Consider the following 14468-nt stretch of genomic DNA (forward strand, 5'->3'; position numbering starts at 1 on the left):
GTGTACCTCAGGTCGGGACTTTGCCGCCGGCTTCCTCCAGATTCCACCTCACGGTAGACACCCTTGCCTTGAGCTAACGGTTGGTACAGCCAACCCCCGTTCGGGACTTACACCCTAGAGTTATCGCCCATGCTGGGCGCACTGAGAAAGTGTCCCTCTGTCATGTGCAGTAGGGACACTTTTTTTATGGTTGGTTTGGCGCTTCTAAAATTTCATAGGTTGGGGGCCATAAACTCCTCAGCTACCTTACTATCTTTTGCAAGCAGTAACTCTGGATATTTTCTGTCCACTCTCTTTATGCATTCGATAAAATCCTGACTGTTAACTCTTGCTGAGATATCCTCAAAAATTTCACTAAGCCAATACGCTTCTTGCTCTGTGCAGGTATCGAAGAACTCGATGGTTTCTAAAACATTGGCACTCAGTATTTCAGTCAACTTTCCCCAAAATTCATATACTCTCGGATCATTCAGGTGAAGTTCTGAACGTTCTTTAATCAGTCGCTTTATTTGATTGGAATCAAGCATAAGGAAACTTTCTCCCCTGTTAGTGTTCCGCTACATTCACGAAAAAATGGAACAGCGATTGCCCTGCTACAGTCGGGCACTCGCTGCTTTTATCGAATAATCTTTTCCACATCAACCCGTCCAGAGAAAAACGTCGCGCCTCCGCCCATATCCGCGATTCGGTCCGGTGTGAGGGCATTTACATAATGCTTCGGACCTTCGTTGTCTGCCCATAAGCCTTGGCTCACGACGACACCCGAGAGAACATTTTCACCCACAGCCGCCACGAGCTCGCACTCTCCCCGCTCATTCCATATGCGGACCGTATCTCCATCACAAATGTCTAGAGCACCAGCATCCGCCACATTCATGTGTAAACGGGGTATTTTTTCCATCTTCTTATGTTTTTCATTATTCGAGAACGTGGAGTTCAAATAATTGTGATTGGGCCCTGGGACAAATAAATACGGGAAATCCCCATCATTCACCAATGGCGTGTACGTAGGTAATGGGGGCAGCCCTCGTTTTGCCATTGCTTGCGAGTAAAGCTCAATTTTTCCACTTGGAGTGGGAAGGTGTTCCAAAAAGAAAGGTTCCAGATTTGCTTTGGCATATTGCTTTTCTACCAAAGTTTCAAACGTGATTCCTTCCAAATGAGGATTGCCGTGCCCCTCTAACGCCTGTCTGACCATCTCTGTATCACTGTCTTGAAAAGCAGGTTCGTCATACCCCATGGCAGCAGCCAGCAAGCGGAAAACATCCGTGTTGGACTTGCTCTCTCCAAATGGGGCGATCACCGGCTGCTGAAGTTGAATGTAATGATGCCAATACGACGTGTAAAAATCAGTATTTTCATAAGAAGATGTCGCTGGCAAAACGATATCCGCATAAAGAGCCGTCTCTGTCAAAAATAAGTCATGTACGACCGTAAACAAGTCCTCTCTTGCCAAGCCTTGCCGCACTTTGTTTCCCTCCGGTGCGACAATGGCTGGATTACTCGTATAGACGAAGAGCGATTTCACCGGTGGATCTGTATCGAGCAACGCCTTTCCAAGTTCATTCATGTTGATGACTCTCGTCTGTTTATTTGCCAGCAAATCTGGTCGCTGCACGGCAAGCTTGTTGTGCTCCAGGAAACCTTTATTCCCTTTATTGGCCCCACCGCCTTTGACAAGCCACTGCCCTGTCAGGGCCGGAAGACAAGCAATCGTCCTTACACACATTCCACCATTGTCGTGATGCTGAATGCCATTTCCAATGCGAACAAAGGAGGGGGATGTCGTGCCATACATTCTCGCCAATTTGTAAATATCGTCGATAGGGACACCCGTTATGGCTGATACGGTAGCAGGATCGTACGTCTGTACATGCTCCCTGAGCTCTTCATGTCCTACCGTATACTTCTCCATAAAGGCTGAATCCACCAAGTTTTCAGCAAAAAGCACATGCATGATACCCAAAGCCAAAGCCGTATCTGTTCCGGGTAAAATCGGGATAAACCAATCAGCCCATCGACCCGTCTGATTTTTATGGACATCAATCACGACGATTTTCGCCCCATTTTTTCGAGCCTGTTCCGCAAACACTACTTGATGCATGTTGGTGCTAACCGTATTGATCCCCCACATGATGAACAGCTTGGTATGAACGGTGTCTTCCGGATCTGTTCCAAAGGCTCCACCCATCGTGTAGCTGTACCCTACAGCCCCTGCACTGTTACATATTGTACGGTCAAGTTGACTAGCCCCCATACGATGGAAAAAACGGCGATCCATTCCTTCCACACTAATCCGGCCCATGTTTCCGTAAAAGCTATAAGGCAAAATGCTCTCGGGACCGTCTGAGTCGATCAAGGCACGCCAGCGTTCGGTTATGGTAGTGATGGCTTCCTCCCAACTGATTCGAACAAACTCCCCGCTCCCTTTTTTGCCAATACGCTTCAACGGATGGGTGAGTCTCTTGGGATCGTAAATGCGCTCTGTCATGTTGCGGACTTTGTTGCAAATATTCCCCTTCGTCACCGGATGATTCGGGTCCCCTTCAATTTTGACGATTTTCCCCTCTTTTTTATGAAGGAGCAATCCACATTGGTCCGGGCAATCAAGTGAACAGACTGCTGGAAAAACACCGTTTTCCTGGGTCGTATAAGTCATGGAGGTTCCCTCTTTCTCATAACAGTAACTAGCTTTTTACGCTATTATAATCGATTGAAAAAAGAAGGTACTACCCCTGCTGAATGAGAATTTAATGATTTTTATTTACCAATCGTCTCATTACGATTTCTAATGGGCCGTTCAACTTATGTTTTTCTAAAATCGTGGCCAATAGCAGAGAAAGCATCCAATTACCCACGGCAATCAAAGCAGCAATCCCGTTACTAAGACGTCCCCCTAAATCAAGTGCTACTGGTGACAAGAAAAGAACAAGCATCGCTTCATTCCATACAAAGAAGGTTAATTTACAAAACACTTTTGTATGTAAGGAATGTGTAGACTTATTTTATTATGATCTTCCTGTTGTCTAAAAAAACTATTCCGAAAAGTTACCTTTTCGGAAGTTTAATGTCTTATCGAGGAATCAATATAGGTCCCCCATAGTTATCGGTTGTATAAAAGTACAGCGACACAAATTTACGCTATCTTCTTGGATACGACTGCGGTGCGAGTCGTTGTTGATCCTTTTTTACAGGAGGTACATACGGTTCAATAGTCACTGGAATACCAAGTCTCTGTTTGTGTTCGTCTAACGTCGGAGTATCAGAATATATGTTGTCTTGAGTAATTTTGAATGGTTCTTCGAATTTTCCCCTATACGGATTATATTGGAGCGGCATATTGTACGACCCACCGCCGTAGCTGCTCGTCGTTGTATAGGTCGTCTCTTCATAATGTATCCGAGTTGGCTCAACTGTAAAGGTCATCTGAACGTCTGGACCATTCGATTGTCTCGATGATTTGGAAGGCTTTTTGACCGTTTTCTTTGGTTGCTTGTTTGATGCCGTCTGTAGGGGCTTTGTCGATGACTGCTTTTTCGCTTTTGTGCCAGTCTTGATTTCTACCAACTCTGATGGGGTTGACTGAACTACTGCTTGTTCAACCAGATACGCCGATACATTGGTTGGCCTTATCCCTTGATTGGCTAAATCCATAACCGGAGTCGAAACTGACAAAAGCGAAGCCGAAGTCGTTTGCGTTGCTTTTGGGACGCTTTTTGTGTTTTTCTGATCGGCTTTTACTTCCTTAATCAATGTTGCCACAGGTATGCATTGAAACCTAGCAACGCTACATAAGCGTGATTCATGCTACTTTTTTCATTATCACACTCTCCGTTGCCTGTTAGATTTGAAGTGTAAAGAATACGAGAACTCTAGAGCTATTAATAAGGAAATTATACCCTATCAGGCTAATGATTTCCGGAATAATAGCCTTAACCCTATTTCTACGCTTTAACAAACGCTGTTCTAATCCTGGATGTATGCAATTCTCCTCGTTCTTTCAACGCCTGTATCGCTAACTCCAAATACCTTATTCCAGAGAACAATGGATGCTACTACCAAGGGTACTTGCAATATGAAAAAACTCGAGTTCCTTAGCGTACAGGAAAACGAGTTTTTTATTACATCCAAGTCACATTTGGTTGTCAGTACCCCCAAAATACCATGTAGGATGTGGCCACGAATGCCACAAGAGGTACAATCCGTAACAAGCGATTTGCTACTTCTGATTATCTTCAGGAAGTAGCGAATATTCTAAACCCATAAAACTAGCTACAGAGAGCTTTTCTTCGTTTATGACCTGAAATCGGTAATTAGCAGGAGACAATAGCGCCTGGTTATCAGCTTCTGTCAAATTTTCTTTTAGCTTTAGTTGTTGCGAAATCGTATACCGGCTCTCTTTACTGTTTAACTCAATTTGAACGAGTGAAGGAGTCTCAGCAAGCAAATTTTTGATTGTCTCGTTACCCGGCATATCTGCAAACGAAAAGTAAATGGAGAGGTCGGATCATAGATCTTTTGATTTTTTACTAGAATACTCTTTGTACGAATATTTGACGTTTACGTAGTTAGAATCTACTACTCTGCCTTGAAAATATTCGTTTAAGCTTCCAGTTGTTTTTACAGCTTTTGATCCGTATTCAACAGTTGTAATCGTACGCTTTGGTATGACCCAACTATGGGTTGTTTCTATAATGTCTTCTTCTCCAAATGAAACTTCTGCATTAATCCCAACTTTCCCCTCTATTATCCTCCAATTGACTTTCGTCTCGGCCTCCACACCTATTTTTCCAGTCAGAAAGGTTTTTCTTGTAACCTTTCTTGAAAAGGAATCGTTTTCGTTACTATCATTTTCAATATCAGCTTCATAAGATTTTGATTTGTATAGGTCCTTCTTAGACAGTTCATACACTTTGCCAGTCATATCATTGCCTAAGGGACCCATCTTAGATGAATCACTCTTTGTAAGGGCATCTGTAAAATCATACTCTACTGGGTTCTCATATACACGTTCAACGATTTTTAGGTTACCTATTTTAATAGTCTCACCTTGAGATACTGCGAGTGCAGAACCAGCTCCAGATACAACTAAACTGCTAAGTAAGAGAGTTGCGAAAGAAAGTTTCTTAATATTCATTTTTTACCCTCCTGTACATTATCAGAAATTTTAATTACAAAATAGTTGTAACATATATTACCAATTACAGTTGTGATTACCTTAATTCAAAAAAACCTTATTTTCTCTTTTTCTTATTTTTGCATCATTCTTGATTGAATTACCAGGATGTACTGATCCAATTGCTGACTTAATTTTACGACTTCATCATCCAACAAATCATTCTTCTCCAAAAACAATTTGCACCAGTTGTTCCCGTAATTGTTCCACAATGTTTTTCAAATGATCTACATCGTGATAAGTTCCTCCTTCCCGATCTAACGGTAGCGTGGTACATTTACTTATAGGAGCTGTATCTGCTCCTCCTGCGGGCGTTCCATTTACCTGACGAATGGGTGGAACGCCCTTTCTATATGCAAATGATCCTATGGTTATCACCTCCCTTTTTTTTACAATAGATACATTTATAACTATACTGCATTTTCCCAAATTCACTGTTATTAGAAAAATGAGAAAATAAAAAAAGCATCCTTTTTTGTTGGGGATGCTTTTTCGAACCCTTTATCAAACTCTATTTAGCCTCCTACGCCGTGATGATATTGCATAACTGGAGGAGGAGAAACAGCAGAAATAGATGGCGTTTCGCTGGCTATAGAAGCCTGGCCAACACTGGAAAATAGCCCAAAACTCAAAGCCATGGATAACAAAACAAAAAATCTCTTCATATTCACACTCTCCCTTCTAAAATAGCTTGATACCGATCTTTTTGCTCATTTGTTGCGTGTGGTAAGTGTTTCCAAAACTTTGTGACACAACGTTAAAATCCTTGGTGATAGGTCATCTTGTCAGATAAATCAAGGCACAGGAGTAACTGATCTATTGCTTGTGACGTGTTTCCTTTTCTAAATTCATATTCAGTCTTTTGATCCCAAAAGTGAAAATTCTGGCTGAAATTTATTGGGTTCTGCTGGTCATGAAAGCTAGATAGATTAGCAGAAAAACGATGTAACAGTTCATCTATACAAAAATCATGCTTATTGGCTGCTTCGATGATAGTCAACATACCGGGGAGAATTTCATTTGGATGTTCCGTTAAGAAATCGGCATAATCTGAGAGGATATTCACGTTTCCCTTCTTCAAACTAAGTCCATATAAGTTAGCTCTGCCCCAGATATTGAATTTCTTTACTTCTTGATGCCCTATCTCATCTAACAGTTCAAACCAAGTAAGATCAGTATATTCAATCACGTGTTTTTCCGCTTCTTCATATTGTTCTAGCATTGTCAGAGCAACTCCTTTTAACAAGGAGCTTTATCCATAGTACACAACTAGATGACGTTCCGTGTGTAACATTTCATCCGTTTTACCGCTCTCTTTCTTGCGTAGTTGATCCTGATAGACTGCAATAGCTAGGGTCCGTAATTCGTCAGCATATTTTTCAACATCTTTCCACTTCTGCAACATGTAGCACGCATTCGCTAGATGTAGCAACGCGTCCAATTGGTGATTTTCGGACAATCTGTTCCGATAGGGTTCAAACCGTATGACCGCTTTCCAGTTGTCTTCAGGACTTGTACCTTGTAACGCACGAAATAACCGATATTGACTTATCAGAAAGTGATCCGAATGACTATCTTTTTCCGTTTCAATCACTAGCTGATAAAAGGGGACTGACATAGCCTTTCCACCATTTTGAAATAATTGCTCTGCAACAGTGAAGAGAATGGAAACGTTTTTAGGGTTCTCTAGTAATCTGGAGACAACCGCTTCAATACAATCCTGACGCCCAAGCTCGGCACATCGAACCAAATAAGGGATCAAACGTGGCCGCGAGATTTTTTCCTCGGCTATACACTCTTCCGGGTACAACTCGTACAACCAACCAGGAGCCTTTTCAAAGACTTTAGCCAACGTGTCAAGTTGACCAATTGTAATAGCGCGTGGTGGATTGCTATTTAGGATCTCACTCAAATGTCCAGGATTAACACCACTCTATTCACCTAGTTTACTAAGTATATATCCGTTCTCTTTTATATTTCTATCTATTTCAGAGCGTACCGATATTTGTGTTGTTTTTCTTGTTTCCATACTAAAAGAAATCCCCCTTAGTCATGTACATATAAAATTATGTAAATATTCACCGTATAATCCTCTTTGAACTTATTTATGATTCCGTCAATTTAATTGCTCATGCATGCAGTTCACACCCTTCTATGAAATTTCATTCCGCTTGCATTTTAGTTTTTAGAAACAAAAAGATCAGTTATCGAAATGTAAAAACTTAGCAATAACAGTATGTATACTACGTGAATTTTAATTCACCAAGTATTATGGGTGATTAAAAATTCGCTAACAGTTTAACATATGAGTAAACGAATCAAGGAGAGCTTCCCAGATTTGAAACTAAAAGATGCGCGAATAGACAAGAAATTATCTCAGGAAAAAATAAGCAGGATCATAAACGTATCCTTGAAACATTATCAGAACATTGAATACGGGATTACCGTTCCCTTTGTGACGATTGCGCTACATATTTGCGAAGTTCTCAACATCGATCCAAGAGACGTTGACGAGTGGAAAGATAGACGTATACCTAACTAAGAGCGGTATCCTATGAGAAATGTAAAATTCAACCCTAAGGTTGAATAAGCAAAAAAGCCGGATTACCGTGGGGTAATTCGGCTTTTTTGCTTATCGAGAGTATTGTTCACAGACATATTTTTCACGTAAAGTAATCATTTGTGGATTTCCCCTCCTTCTTGCTTCCTCCAACGGAGTCATATAAGTGGATGGGTAATCTGGGCCGTAAGGAGTCAAAAGATTCGGATTTGCTCTGCGATCCATTAAGAACTTTGCTGTTAGATGGCCACGCTTTAGCTATCTCCGCTATCTAGCGAAGCGTTACTTCCATTCATTACGACCGTTTCACGCAAAGTCGACTGATATAATTATTCTTGGTGATAATTATGTTTCTTGAACCTATGTTACTAGATCAACGAGACAAACCGTTTCAGTTGTCAAGAGGCCCCGAGGCAATGAAAAAGGCCCCATCAGTGTGATGGCGGCCCTTTTGTCTACGAGTTTAGAAATCCCAATCCAGCAAGTCCTCCAACAGTTCGCGGGAAAATGCTAATTGCTCAGGTGTGTATTTATCCAGAAAGCGCATAAATCGCTGTTCAATGTCCTGATGCATCCGGTGATGAATCTTATACAGCTTTTGTCCCTTTGCGGTTAGCCGAAAGTACACTTCTTTCTTATTATCAACCAGCTGTTGCCTTTTAATGAAATCAAGCTTCCATAGCTTCTTGCTAATTCGGGTTATGGACCCTTTCGTTAAGTTGACTTTTTCCGAAATCGTGGTGACATTGATGGGACCATGATCCCCGATACAGGCAATGAAATGAATTTCGGATAGCGTAAGGTTTAGCTTCATCCCCATCTCGGATTCCAGCATCTGCATCTCTTCTGCCATTCGCGCAGTCAATTTGCTTTCTCGCAGCTCTTGCTGCGTGACTAGCTGAATATAAAGCTGTATGATCCTCTGCTTGGAAAGTTCTGTGCTTTGCATATCATGTCTCCTAGATAAACATCTCCTCTCCATTATACACTGATTGTTTCGAGAAAAACAATTTCATTTTGTTTCGCACGAAACAATCCTGTTGCAATCAATCATGTCCGCACCAGTGGATGATTCCTTTCCGAATCGCTTCCATCGGATTAGACTCCTCCTGTGAAACTGCCCATGCGATATATCCATCCGGTCGAATCAACGCTGTATGCACGTCATGCCAATCAGCAGCTCCCTTAGCAAGCGACGCGCGAACTACATGGACATGCTTGTATTTCGACCAATCTAAAGCAGCGTCCAATCGTTCATCCGAGCCAAAATGTAGCAAGAGGAATGAACCAGAATGAAAAAGCTCGTATGCATTCTGGCACTCACCGTTCGCAAGACGCAGATTCAGCTCTGTAAAACGTCGACCGTTCAATACATGCGGCTGCGTCTCTCCATTCGGTTCATACTGGACATTGAACGCAGAGATTTGGGTAGCCAGCCGATAATTTGCCTCGGGTATTTGCAGCAGGGTGGACAGCATATTCCTCAAAGCTATGACGGATGGAGAGAATTCCAAACTACCGAACAGCAGCGATTGCATCTGTGTATTCGTTAGTAATGCGGTATTGATGGGGAAACGCTCTGTATGATAGCTGTCCAATAGCCAATCCGGTGCCCAGCCTTTTAATTGGGCCGCCAGCTTCCAACCTAGGTTGATTGCTTCTTGTAGACCAACGTTCATCCCCTGTCCACCAGCTGGAAAATGAATATGCGCTGCATCTCCCGCCAGGAAAATCCGACCCTCCCGATAACGTTGAGCTTGCAAGGTCGCATTGCCAAAACGAGTCATCCAAAACGGGTCGGAAATTCCCAAATCGTCTCCAAGAATACGCAGTAAACTAGCGCGCAATTCCTCCAATGAAACGGGTTCTTCCTTTGGCACTGCCATTCGCTCCGGATCGATCAGTACCACTCGATGCATCCCTGCTGGCAAGGGTACAATCATGACCATACCATGTTCATTAAAGTAGGAAGGTAATCCTGATTCCGGGGGATTTTTCAAAACAACATCCCCTTGCATTGCCGTAAAAGTCGTATTCTTACCGATAAACGGAATGCCTGCCTGCTTACGGACAATGCTAGCAGCGCCGTCTGCACCGACCACGTATAGTGCCGTCAGCACAGCCTTTCCATTCGGCCCGACAGCCTCAACCTCAACCCCTTGCTGATTTTGGTGTACTGCCACTACCTCCTCTGCCCTGCGTATTTCCACCCCTAGACTTTTCGCCCACTCTTCTAGTACCTTCTCCGTGTCATGTTGGGGAATAATCAGTGTGTAGTTGGAGGAAGAATCTAAGACAGAAAAATCCAAGCGTGTATCAAGTGCTGAAAAATGACCTGTCGTAATCGGCTTTCCTTTATCAAGTAATTTCGCTTTCAACCCGCGCATATCCAGGATTTCCAGTGTGCGTGGATGTAAAGTGAGTGCCCGTGAATAAGGGGTTGTTTCCCTTAAGCGCTCAAACACGCATACCTTCACTTTGGCCAACGCCAGCTCTGCAGCCAGCATCATTCCAACTGGTCCACCGCCAACAATAATCACTTCATAATCGAATTGCATGAAAACCACTCCTTGTTTTTTGTTTTGCACAAAACAATTTGAATATATCACATCCTCTTTTAATTGAAAATGTTTTTCAATTAAATACTTACTAAAAACTATCCTGACAAATGAAAAAGCGACCCCTTCTCGAATCGAGCAAGAGATCGCCTTTTTTATTTTCTTATCGTTTGGCTACGACAATCACATATACGTGACCTTGATCGTTTGTCCACAAATCCACTTTATCCTTGGAGGAAAGATCGCTTTCTTTCAAGTCATTACCGTTGTAGTATTTGATCTTCGCGTCTTCTGTCATCTTCAAGCTCGTCGATACATCATTGAAGAATACGTATTTGTCTTTGTTCACACGGGATTCAATTCCGACGAAACTCACGTTTTCCTTCGCCAGCTTTCCACTGACGGAAGCAGCAATGACATCGCCGTCACGATCAAGGGTCAATGTCACGTACTCAAATTGATCGACGTCTTCAATCGCATCCTCATCCGTTACATCGTACGTCTTGCCGTTAACCTCTACTTTCGCGGAAGTCACCTTGCCGTCATCGTTTCGAACCTCAACAGAATCAACCACACCGCTTACTTTCCTAGGCGCACCTGTAACGGCCTTTACTTTGCCAGCGTTATTGAGTGTCAGCGTGTACTCGGTGTCGTTGGATGCTGCATCGCTGTCAATCGTGACGCCGGACAAGAGCTCATACACCTTCCCGTTCACGGTAATTTTGGAACCGGATTTTTTCGTCACGTAGCCTTTTACGGTTTGCTTTTCCAATGTCAGCTCCACAATGTCATTCGTGCCGACGTTGTATTTCCACGTAAGGATACGGTGGTCATTAAACTGATCAGTTTTAATCGTCGTTGGAGATACGGAGCTGCCATCGACAGTCAGCTTCGCATTGGTCAAGATGTCGTAGGTTTTCCCGTCGATTTTCACAGTTGCCAGTTTTCCTGCTTGATATGCGGTTGTGTCTGAGACCAGCTTGTTCGTAGCTGCACCTACACCCTGCTCTACTTTGATCAGATTTCCATTCTTGTCAAACGTAAGAACTGCAATTTGACCGCTCGTCAACTCATCCAGTTCATCTACTTCGTCTTCGTCTACGAACAACTCGGTATCTTCATGCACCTCGTAATTAACGCTGCCAACGCGAATCCGGTTTTTGTCTGTATCAACAGTGATAGTATCCGTGAAGCTCAGCTTTGTGTAAACAAGCTCAGATACTTTGCCATCCACGTTGAGTGTCAGCTCGACTAAGTCATCTTTTTCGATGTCAGAGAACGAAGCACTTGTTTCTTTTGCTTCTGGATGCGCCTTGCCTTTGATCGTTGCTTTGGAATCCAGAACATAGGTCGTGCCGTCTACTCTTAGCTCATTCTTCGAGTTGGAACCGCTCACGGAAGATACTTTTTCCACAATTCCTTTTGTCGTGTTGTCGCTAATCGTGATGGACTTGATCTTGCCATTGTCGCCGACGACTGCCACAAACTTTTGGCCGATGTGAGAACGGCTTACATTTACGCCATCTTCTACTTCCAAAACGACTTCTCTTCCATTGACGATTGCCTTGAATTTCTTCTCATCACCTACAGCCGTTGTAAAATTAAGGCCAGTCTTCACGATTCCTTCGACGATTTCGGAGTCAGAAGTAACAACGGTGAGGAACGCCACTCGGCCGTTTTTCGCAATGTATTCCACCTGCGCGCCTACGACCAGATTGCCGTATACTTGCGCGGAATCAGCTATTTCGATTTCTTTGTTTTGTCCGACTAGTTTCAGCTTTTTGTCAGACTTGTCATACGAAGCAACTGCGCCCTTTACTACTGGCAACTTTTGAATGGTTCCTTTTGCATTGCCATCTTTGTCATAGTAAGCACCGCTTGCGTATACTGGTGTTTCCATGAACTTATCTGTATACTTTGCCACAATATCACGCGGAGCTGCTGCTGTCGGTGTTTCTTTTGCATCGTAAATACCAGCTCTGTCTGCTTCCAGTAAGTACGGGATGTACCACTCGCTTGAAGCTGATGGACGAACGTCGATCTTCAAGCCTTGAACGTATACGGTCAGTGCTTCCGCAATTTTTACGTTGTTGTTAGGTTTGAATGTGCCATCCGGATAGCCCTTGATGATGCCTTGCGATACGGCTAGATTGATATAGCCTGTCGCCCAGTGATCTGCAGGCAGGTCTTTAAAGGCTGTCTTTCCTTGCAAGAGCTTTGCTTGTGCATCTGTGTACCCGAGTGCCAACACCGCAACTTTGGCGAACTCCGCTCTCGTCACTTCTTTATTCGGCTTGAACGTGCCATCGGTATACCCTTTTAACACACCAGCATAATTCAATGTCAGAATCGCATCTTTATTTACGTTTCCTCCGATATCGGAGAATGGCAGTGCCGTAGCAGCCAATCCGGTACCCGGCAACGCAAGCGATCCAGCCAGAACAGCTGTCGCCAATAATTTTTTGAAATCCTTACTTGCTCGATTCTTTGCTTTTTGCAAAATAAACCCCTCCATCAATGTAACAGTTTTACCAGACACTCCCATTTGAAGAAATGATGGAATTGTCCGCAGTAGAACTGTTTTCTTCTGCCGAATGCTCTTTTTAGACGACAAGATTTCCGAAAAAGTTTCAGAGTTTGTTCACGGTAAATCATTCCACTGTTCTTCAAACATGGATAGGTAGCGGGTTCACGATATTTCGCAGAACGTAAAAAAACCACCTGAGATCTCAGGTGGTTTTACATTTCATTCCAGCAGGAAATGCTATAAGCCAGGTTCTGTCTCTCCCGTGCTTCAAGCGGGGCAATCCCTCGCACCAAGAGTGGTAGCCATCTATCTATGGCATCCGAAGATACCATCCGTCCTTTCCGTTTGATTCCTTCAGGACGGTTCCCCTACCTAATTTGGGTTTCTCGCTCGCAGGGTTTACCGCGTTCCATCTTTTCTGTCGCCAGAAAAGCTACGTTTCTGTGGCACTTTCAGCGTACTCGGGCCTCAGAGAGAGCCCTTTCCACGCCGTCAGCAAGGCTTGCACCTCACTGCCCTGGCTTGCACCAGGTACGAACACTCCAGGCATCTCAGCCTGGGCGAGCCTGGACTTTCCTCTACCGCCAATCGTCGAAACGATTACGGCAGCGACTACCCACATTTCCTGCACATCAGAATCAGTAACATCTACTCTATCACATGCCTCATACATGGTCAACAAGCAGGATTTGGAAGCTCCATTTGTAGTACAATAGAAATGGCTACAAGGAGGTAGGACGATGATAACCATTACTCCAACTGCGGCAGTACGTCTTGCACAAATGATCGCGGAAGAAGCGGATGCTGAAGATCTCGGAATCAGACTCGTCCCGACTACGACGGGTTGTGGTAGCTATACATATAGCATCGCCATTACGGAAGCGGACAAATACGATATTGTCCAAGATATTAGTGGGATTCATTTCTTTTATCAAACGCATGAGATAGACAAGCTCTCCGGGACAGTCATCGACTGCGATCCTGCAACTGGCCGCTTCTCCATTTTCCATCCGCGCCCGATGCAAACAGATTGCTCGCTTACTCATTGATTAGGAGGTTACTATGCTGCTCTTATCATTTGAAAACATCAAACCAAAGATTCACCCTACTGTTTTCCTGGCAAAAGGCTCCGTCGTTTCTGGCGATGTCGAAATCGGTGAGGATTCTTCTATTTGGTATAACACCGTGATCCGCGGGGACATCGCTCCAACTGTCATTGGAAAACGCGTCAGTGTGCAAGACAACAGCACCCTGCATCAAAGTCCGAACAACCCGTTGATCCTCGAAGACGAGGTGACCGTTGGACATAATGCCGTTCTACATAGCTGCGTGGTACGACGCGGTGCATTGATTGGAATGGGCGCGATTGTTCTGGATCGTGCGGAAATCGGGGAAGAAGCCATGGTTGCTGCGGGTGCACTCGTTCCTCCAGGCATGAAAGTGCCACCTCGCTCGCTTGTTGTCGGCAATCCAGCGAAAGTAAAACGCGAACTTAACGAGGCAGATTTGAAAGAATTCGTACGCATTCGCCAATCGTATGTAGATAAAGGAAAGATGTATCGCCAACTGGAAGAAAGCCCGCTAGAACGGGAATAGGAAAAGGAACAGGGAGGTCGAAGGCGCACATGCACCTTCTATTCTCCCTGT

General features: G+C 43.8%; 14 protein-coding genes, 1 other RNA gene and 1 pseudogene. 3 read left to right on the plus strand and 13 right to left on the minus strand.

Annotated features, from left to right (window positions below):
• Window positions 1-212: 212 nt before the first annotated feature.
• The 9 genes and pseudogenes from C7R92_RS29895 to C7R92_RS33315 all read right to left on the minus strand — a co-directional run bounded on the left by C7R92_RS29895 (window position 213) and on the right by C7R92_RS33315 (window position 7088).
• Window positions 213-527 carry a hypothetical protein gene (locus tag C7R92_RS29895; RefSeq protein WP_106836640.1) on the minus strand — a complete coding sequence of 105 codons (315 nt, stop codon included), beginning with the start codon at window positions 525-527 and terminating at the stop codon, window positions 213-215.
• A gap of 89 nt (window positions 528-616) precedes the next feature.
• On the minus strand, window positions 617-2659 hold the full coding sequence (locus tag C7R92_RS29900; protein WP_106836641.1) for a molybdopterin-containing oxidoreductase family protein: 2043 nt from the start codon (window positions 2657-2659) through the stop codon (window positions 617-619).
• Between the two features lie 91 nt (window positions 2660-2750).
• A pseudogene (locus tag C7R92_RS29905) lies at window positions 2751-2963 on the minus strand (DUF418 domain-containing protein); the annotation flags it as partial.
• 178 nt (window positions 2964-3141) lie between these two features.
• Window positions 3142-3762 (minus strand): hypothetical protein, encoded by a 621-nt coding sequence (locus C7R92_RS29910; protein ID WP_106836642.1) that lies wholly within the window; start codon window positions 3760-3762, stop codon window positions 3142-3144.
• Between the two features lie 745 nt (window positions 3763-4507).
• Window positions 4508-5137 carry a hypothetical protein gene (locus C7R92_RS29920; protein ID WP_106836643.1) on the minus strand — a complete coding sequence of 210 codons (630 nt, stop codon included), beginning with the start codon at window positions 5135-5137 and terminating at the stop codon, window positions 4508-4510.
• 113 nt (window positions 5138-5250) lie between these two features.
• Complete coding sequence (locus C7R92_RS33305) at window positions 5251-5388, minus strand: aspartyl-phosphate phosphatase Spo0E family protein (protein ID WP_328141645.1); 138 nt, start codon at window positions 5386-5388, stop codon at window positions 5251-5253.
• A 303-nt stretch (window positions 5389-5691) separates the two neighbouring features.
• Window positions 5692-5841: a hypothetical protein gene (locus C7R92_RS32140; RefSeq protein WP_158265783.1), complete on the minus strand. Its 150-nt coding sequence runs from the start codon at window positions 5839-5841 to the stop codon at window positions 5692-5694.
• 92 nt (window positions 5842-5933) lie between these two features.
• Entirely contained in the window at window positions 5934-6398 is a 465-nt protein-coding gene (locus C7R92_RS33310) for a hypothetical protein (RefSeq protein ID WP_328137230.1), read from the minus strand.
• 30 nt (window positions 6399-6428) lie between these two features.
• Window positions 6429-7088, minus strand: coding sequence for a hypothetical protein (locus C7R92_RS33315; RefSeq protein WP_328137228.1), 660 nt, complete (start codon window positions 7086-7088; stop codon window positions 6429-6431).
• Window positions 7089-7514: 426 nt separating this feature from the next.
• Here C7R92_RS33315 and C7R92_RS29935 point away from each other — a divergent pair, with 426 nt between their 5' ends.
• Window positions 7515-7718 carry a helix-turn-helix domain-containing protein gene (locus C7R92_RS29935; RefSeq protein ID WP_244195868.1) on the plus strand — a complete coding sequence of 68 codons (204 nt, stop codon included), beginning with the start codon at window positions 7515-7517 and terminating at the stop codon, window positions 7716-7718.
• 481 nt (window positions 7719-8199) lie between these two features.
• Here the strand turns inward: C7R92_RS29935 and C7R92_RS29940 are convergent, their stop codons facing one another.
• The 4 genes from C7R92_RS29940 to rnpB all read right to left on the minus strand — a co-directional run bounded on the left by C7R92_RS29940 (window position 8200) and on the right by rnpB (window position 13445).
• Entirely contained in the window at window positions 8200-8685 is a 486-nt protein-coding gene (locus tag C7R92_RS29940) for a MarR family transcriptional regulator (RefSeq protein ID WP_106836645.1), read from the minus strand.
• Window positions 8686-8782: 97 nt separating this feature from the next.
• Window positions 8783-10294: a monooxygenase gene (locus tag C7R92_RS29945; protein WP_106836646.1), complete on the minus strand. Its 1512-nt coding sequence runs from the start codon at window positions 10292-10294 to the stop codon at window positions 8783-8785.
• 163 nt (window positions 10295-10457) lie between these two features.
• Window positions 10458-12794: an S-layer homology domain-containing protein gene (locus C7R92_RS29950; RefSeq protein WP_106836647.1), complete on the minus strand. Its 2337-nt coding sequence runs from the start codon at window positions 12792-12794 to the stop codon at window positions 10458-10460.
• A gap of 262 nt (window positions 12795-13056) precedes the next feature.
• An RNA gene (gene rnpB, locus C7R92_RS29955) (RNase P RNA component class B) lies at window positions 13057-13445 on the minus strand.
• A gap of 116 nt (window positions 13446-13561) precedes the next feature.
• Here rnpB and C7R92_RS29960 point away from each other — a divergent pair.
• Window positions 13562-13870: an iron-sulfur cluster biosynthesis family protein gene (locus C7R92_RS29960; protein WP_106836648.1), complete on the plus strand. Its 309-nt coding sequence runs from the start codon at window positions 13562-13564 to the stop codon at window positions 13868-13870.
• A gap of 13 nt (window positions 13871-13883) precedes the next feature.
• Window positions 13884-14417 (plus strand): gamma carbonic anhydrase, encoded by a 534-nt coding sequence (locus tag C7R92_RS29965; protein WP_007724325.1) that lies wholly within the window; start codon window positions 13884-13886, stop codon window positions 14415-14417.
• Window positions 14418-14468 lie beyond the last annotated feature (51 nt).

This window comes from Brevibacillus porteri (assembly GCF_003013475.1).
Lineage (GTDB): Bacteria > Bacillota > Bacilli > Brevibacillales > Brevibacillaceae > Brevibacillus > Brevibacillus porteri.